Raw genomic sequence first — 5,602 nt, 5'->3', positions numbered from 1 at the left:
ATTCTCAGCCATGCATTTCCAGACGCTGAAGAGCGTGCTCACGTCATTGGTGGCTGGTCGGCGTTCAGCGCATTGGCGCTTATCCTGGGGCGGCGGTAGTGGGTGGCAGCGTATTTTTGTTATCAACCTGCCTCTTGGGATGATTGCCATAGGCCTGGGCATCTGGGGGATCAGGGAGCACAAACAGCAAGCGCGCACAGCGCTGGATCCGGCAGGGCAAGTGCTCAGCGTCGTGTGTCTTGCCAGCCTGACTTATGGGCTCATCAGTATCGGCCAGCCGGGCTTGAACTCTTTGATACCCATAGCGGCGCTGGCAGTTGCCCTGGTGGTGTTTATTTTGTTTATGTTTGTAGAGCGGTGTGTAGATCGACCGTTATTGCCACTTTCGCTGTTTCGCAGGCGTTCGTTTGCCGTGGTCAACCTGGCCTCTTTTACCCTGGGTTTTTCGTACTACAGCTGCCTGTTCTTCTTCTCGATCTATTTACAGACGATTCAAGGCTTGTCAGTGGTTGAAACGGGTTGGCGAATGATGCCGCAGTTTCTGGTCACCGGCTGCGTGTCGATTTTGTACGGGCGCTTGAGCGCAGTGATGACATCGCGAAGACTTCTGGTGGCCGGTTATGGCGTGACGGCGCTGGCGATGTCTACCATGGTGACCTTCACAGCACATACCCCTTATTGGATTGTGGGCACCCTGTTCGGGCTTCTGGGGCTCGGAGCCGGTCTCGCAGTACCTGCCACCAGCATGGCGGTTATGACCGCCGCACCGAGTTGATCGTATGGGGGTGGCCTCTACCACGATGAACGCGTTGCGTCAGATGGGCATGACAATCGGCGTCGCCTTTTTGGGCACGCTCATGAGCAGCGAGGCGTCACGAGTGCTAGCTGCCGCGCTGCGTGATCAAGGGGTAGCCAAAGCGCCTGAGATTGCGCGGTATGTGATTGCTCATGGTGTGGCATCAAGTGACTCGCTGATTGTTTCTACACTTTTTGTTCCCGCGATGGAGCACGGGTTTCATGTGGCAATGATGGTTTCCGGGCTCGCCTGTGCACTGGTGGCCCTGATGCTGTTAATCACCTCTTTTGAGGCCGACACCTTGCCATCCGCCCCCACCGAAACACACAGATGGCGGCTGACTTTGCTTCAGAGTGGAGCCAGCCTTGAAATTCACCTGCAGTTCTGTGGTCTGTACAACAATCCCGTAAAGGACTGTTTTTATGTCTATTCGCCGTACCCTCTGTTTTCCTGACGCTGCCGTTGTTCGCAGGTTGCCAGTATTTGCCCCACACCAACTACTTCACCGCGCCCGAAAACGAGCCCAATCCTGCCTGGGTACGTATCGTCGACTACACGCAACATGCCGAAGTTTACCAATACGAAAACGGTAAACGTTCGGGCGGCGCTGTTCGCACCGGCCTCCTGCCGTTCACCCATACACAAGACGTGGGCATGCCCAAGGCAGGGCAAGACCTCACATGGGACTATTACGAAACGCGGATCCGACCCGGTATCGAAACGCAGGTGGATCTTTTCTGGGAGGGGTCACGCACTCGCTCCTGCCACATCTCGACGAAGTTTACTCCCCAAGCCGGACTCTATTACCAGTTCAGGCTAACATCCGGCTCATCAGGCAGCTGTAGGGTGTACGCATCGCTGATTGAGCGCGACACAGAAGGCAACGGTTGGCATCTCACGCCGAATCCGCAGGTGACCTACAACGGTGATGGACCGACGGCCCAAACCTATTACCAGAACAGTAGGTTTGAGGACCCCGATTATCATCCACCTGAAGCTCTGTATCCGGGGATGGACATTTACTAGACAGGTGCACGACTACAAGGAATCGTTAATTGGCTAGCGCGAAATACTTCCGAACGCTCGGCGAGCGAGCCTCAGAAGATGTGTTCGCATGGGCGGCATTTGTCGCGCAAACAGAATTCCAGTGGAAAGACACAGCGTCAGTCCAGGACGCCGTCGCCTGGCAGCGTATTTGGTTCGAGCTGGAAATACTCAACTGGCTTGCATTGGCGCAGTGGGAGGATGAGGGAAAGCCTATTAACTGGTCGAGCCGCTGGAATACCGACTATCGACAAGAAGCGGCGGCCCTGGCGAATGAATTGCTGGAGCTTTTGTGCGATGCAGAATCATCTGGAGGCTGAACCATCACGCTGGTCTCACGCAAAGTGCCCAGAAGTCGGATTGCGGCGAACAACGACCCGACGGTCAGCTCAATAGGCATCTAAACCGCTCTTCAGGGAGTTTCTCTGCAAAAATCGCGTCGGCTTTCAGCAGCACACCCTCAAATATGCCAGCTTATCCATCCCCATCCGCGCGCTTGTGCAATAGAGCATTTTATAAAACCGCTCACACCGTATTGTTCCTCACTGCGTTGATGCTCTTTTGGCTGATACTGCGCGTAGAGGTTGTAGAGTGATCACGGGATGACTGCTTCTGGCCGATTTCTGCCGTTCGTGCAGGCCAGCAATCGCAAACCCGATGCCCAGAGCTAACCCCCCGGTATCTGATACACAACCGAATCATATTTTTCCGCCGTCCGCCTTTCGATGACGACTCCCCCCAGAGCTTCAGCAATACGTCGACTCGCACGGTTCTGCATCGCAACAGGGTAAATGAAGTGCTTTGCTGCCACCCACTGGCTAGCCCATTGAACAACCGCCCGCACCGCTTCCCCCCCAAAGCCCAACCCATGTTTATCTTCACGGATCCAGATCCCCAACTCCGGTGTTTCACTGGCGGTATGGTGCAGCCCGACCAAGCCAGTAAAACGAGCACCTACCAACTCCCTGACCGTGAACACGATATCGCTGCCATCCGCTATCGCAGGCAGCCACTGCCCCCAGACTTGCGCGTACTCTTCCAGCGAGGCAGGCGGTTCCCAGGACATGTAGCGAGTCAAAGACGGTGTGATACAAGCGAAAGACTCAACAGCGTCTTGCTCGCAGAAGGGCTCGATGCTCAGGCGTTGCGAGAGAATGCGGATTGCGTGGGTGTCCACTGGCATGGCCATTTCCTTCCTGGGGGCCGTTACTCCATGTATGCCGTGAACATATCATGCGGGTCGCGTCATCAGTATCAGGCTCTCTATACTGAGCCCCCAGGATGGTAGCTAGAGCACCCAATATGCCCGTCGCACCCAATCAAAATTCCCCCATCACTTTGGCCCCAGTTCAACAAAGCGACTTGGATAATCTGGTAGCCATTCGAATCGAGGCCATGCGCGATAGTCTGGAGCGTGTTGGGCGATTTGATCCAGCCCGTGCGCGGGAGCGGTTTGTTGGCGGCTTTGAAGCTCGCGACACACGCTATATCGAGGCGTCTGGAGAGAGGGTGGGTTTCGTAGTGGTCAAACATCACCCCAATGAACTCTTGCTCGACCACTTGTATGTAAGGCCGAGCGCGCAAGGTTCAGGGGTAGGGTCTGCAGTTCTCTCTCATATTTTCAAAGAGGCGGATGCGGCTGCGCTGCCTATCAAAGTAGGGGCTCTCAAAGAAAGCGCTTCGAATCGCTTTTATACCCGCCATGGCTTCCAGTTCATCGAAAGCAGTGAGTTCGACAATTATTATGTTCGTCAGCCTAGTCCGGCGATTGGCGCTCATTCCGGAACCATGGGCTGACGTGCACTAGCCCTTCAGTTCACCCGCCCGATTGCTCGCCGCGTCGTCATACGCCACATACAGCGACTCTGCAATTTGGCTTTTGATCGCCTTGGTGGCCTCCAGCCCCAGCACAAAACCCTCGGCTTTACCGCCAGCACGGTTGAGTTCTTCATGGGTGGAGGCGCCAGTAATGGCGTCAAGCAGCTTGGCGGCGTGGGGGCCGACGCCTTTGGGGAGGGAGATCTGGTCGATGGACATTATCGCTACCTTGAAAAATGGAGTTCGGGAGCGAGTGAAAACCACTGCCGGGGCTGGCATGGTAGACCTGTTTGCCTTGAAAGGGGTCGCTTTACGCATAGCGGCGCTATTCTTTGCGGCTACGCAGTGAGATGGGGCCATTGGTAAATCTGGAGGGGTTTATGGAGTATTGCGTTGAGGGCTACTGCCTTCGGCCATTGGCATGTGACGATTTCGAGCGGATCAGCCGTTACGAACGCGTCAATCGCAGGCATCTGCAACCTTGGGAGCCGCTCAGGGACGAGGAATACTTCACCACGGGCAACGCCAAGGCCAGGGTCGAGCAGCAGGTCAACAATATGCAGGCTGGCAACGCTCTGTGTTTCCTCTTGCTTGAACCCGAGAGCGGAGAGGTTCTAGCGCGGTGTAACTACACGAACATTGTGAGAGGCGTTTTTCAGGCCTGTCATCTCGGCTTCTCGCTGGCGGAATCTGCCCAAGGTCGCGGCTTGATGAAAAAAACGCTTCAGGTCACTAACCAACACTGTTTTGAGCAGTTGGGTCTTCACCGGATCATGGCCAATCATTTGCCCCGCAATGTGCGGAGTGAACGCCTTCTGGAGTCGCTGGGGTTTGAGAAGGAGGGACATGCGCGAGCCTATCTAAAAATCGCTGGCGTTTGGGAGGACCATACGTTGAGATCGTTGATCAACCCTGAAACAATAAGCGCCCCACCCCACTCAGGAAAAAGCTGATGTCTACCGAGCCCCTCTGCCTGGTTTTCGTACCCGCCCTGGCCGCCGTGCTGACCGCCGCCGAATCGAAAAAAGGCGCCCCTCTCAGCGAAGTCGAAGTGTGCAATATCCGCGACCAGGCCACTTGCATTGCGGTAACCTTCTCCACCGCGTTGGCGATGGAACAAGAACGGGGTTACCCGGATATCGTTGCCGAGGATTGCTGGAATGAGTGGCAACGGTTGCGTACCGCGCTTCAATCGCGCCCGCTCTGATCAGCATAGGTATCTACACAACTCTGTAGCGCTCAACGGTAACCACGATGCGAAGCGAGCCGCTGTTGATCTTGATCTRCTTTTGATCTTGATCTCAGGCGCCCCGTTAAACCACGCTGGCCGAACGCAGGCTTGAATTYGTGGGTAACCCGGCAGGACGCCGGGTTAGCCGCCCCGCGCCATGGATGGCGCGTGGCGGCGGCCCACGGATTCAAGCCTGCGTTCGGGCACACCGAGCCTAGGCGAGGTGCCGAGTGGTGGGGCGAAGAGCCTTTTGGTTACTTTTGGGCTCTTTTTCAAAAGTGAGCCGCTGTAAAAAGCGGAACCCTAAGTAGCCGTTACCGCAGGAATGGATATGTACTCGGTATTACGGCGTCGACTGTGAGGCCGTCTTCGCAGGCAAGCCAGCTCCCACAGTTGGATCGTGGGGTGTCAGGTAGATAGCCGTCGCCTGGCAGGCCGYCATCGCAGGCAAGCCAGCTCCCACAGTTGATCGCTGCGGCGGCCAAGCCGCGTCGAGAATCAGCCCTTGTGCAACTTACTCATCAACTGCGCCTCGGCCTGGGTCAGCCCGCACGACTGGGTCAACTCATCCACCGTCGCCCCCATGCCAACCAGCTTTGGCCGCCTGGGCAAACGACAGGTTTCGACGGATCACGCTGCTCCAACTGCACCAACCTGTCCGGCAACGGCGCAAGAATCGCACGCAGTTCATGCACCTCATCCCCCACCCGCAC

9 protein-coding genes and 1 pseudogene are annotated in these 5,602 nt (G+C 56.3%); 7 read left to right on the top strand and 3 right to left on the bottom strand.

Going from position 1 to position 5,602, the window contains the following annotated elements; genetic code table 11:
• The 4 genes from DQ405_RS23720 to DQ405_RS23710 all read left to right on the top strand — a co-directional run.
• Positions 1-775, top strand: a 775-nt coding sequence (locus DQ405_RS23720) for an MFS transporter (RefSeq protein WP_241730155.1), incomplete at its 5' end; no start/stop codon positions are given.
• Between the two features lie 25 nt (positions 776-800).
• A complete protein-coding gene (locus tag DQ405_RS27685; RefSeq protein ID WP_241730153.1) occupies positions 801-1,250 on the top strand; it encodes a hypothetical protein in 450 nt (149 codons plus the stop codon).
• Between the two features lie 29 nt (positions 1,251-1,279).
• Positions 1,280-1,822 (top strand): hypothetical protein, encoded by a 543-nt coding sequence (locus DQ405_RS23715; RefSeq protein WP_241730151.1) that lies wholly within the window; start codon positions 1,280-1,282, stop codon positions 1,820-1,822.
• Between the two features lie 29 nt (positions 1,823-1,851).
• A complete protein-coding gene (locus DQ405_RS23710) occupies positions 1,852-2,160 on the top strand; it encodes a hypothetical protein (RefSeq protein WP_073454119.1) in 309 nt (102 codons plus the stop codon).
• Between the two features lie 347 nt (positions 2,161-2,507).
• Here DQ405_RS23710 and DQ405_RS23705 read toward each other — a convergent pair whose 3' ends face one another.
• Complete coding sequence (locus DQ405_RS23705) at positions 2,508-3,023, bottom strand: GNAT family N-acetyltransferase (RefSeq protein WP_168224162.1); 516 nt, start codon at positions 3,021-3,023, stop codon at positions 2,508-2,510.
• 119 nt (positions 3,024-3,142) lie between these two features.
• Between DQ405_RS23705 and DQ405_RS23700 the strand changes: the two genes are divergently transcribed.
• Entirely contained in the window at positions 3,143-3,637 is a 495-nt protein-coding gene (locus tag DQ405_RS23700) for a GNAT family N-acetyltransferase (RefSeq protein ID WP_168426316.1), read from the top strand.
• A gap of 6 nt (positions 3,638-3,643) precedes the next feature.
• On the opposite strand, the gene DQ405_RS23695 is transcribed toward DQ405_RS23700, so the two are convergent.
• Positions 3,644-3,877 carry a hypothetical protein gene (locus DQ405_RS23695; RefSeq protein ID WP_003192651.1) on the bottom strand — a complete coding sequence of 78 codons (234 nt, stop codon included), beginning with the start codon at positions 3,875-3,877 and terminating at the stop codon, positions 3,644-3,646.
• A gap of 161 nt (positions 3,878-4,038) precedes the next feature.
• On the opposite strand from DQ405_RS23695, the gene DQ405_RS23690 reads away from it, so the two are divergent.
• The gene (locus DQ405_RS23690) at positions 4,039-4,611 is read left to right on the top strand and encodes a GNAT family N-acetyltransferase (RefSeq protein WP_168426315.1); all 573 of its coding nucleotides are present in this window, start codon (positions 4,039-4,041) and stop codon (positions 4,609-4,611) included.
• On the top strand, positions 4,611-4,865 hold the full coding sequence (locus tag DQ405_RS23685) for a hypothetical protein (protein WP_168426314.1): 255 nt from the start codon (positions 4,611-4,613) through the stop codon (positions 4,863-4,865). Before DQ405_RS23690 ends, DQ405_RS23685 begins: the two co-directional genes overlap by 1 nt.
• 522 nt (positions 4,866-5,387) lie before the next feature.
• On the opposite strand, the pseudogene DQ405_RS23680 reads toward DQ405_RS23685, so the two are convergent.
• Positions 5,388-5,602 (bottom strand): annotated as a pseudogene (locus tag DQ405_RS23680) (DUF2802 domain-containing protein); the annotation flags it as partial.

It is taken from the genome of Pseudomonas sp. SST3 (assembly GCF_003325755.1).
Note: the sequence above shows the minus strand (reverse complement) of the source record. Positions and strands in the feature narration are given on the sequence as shown.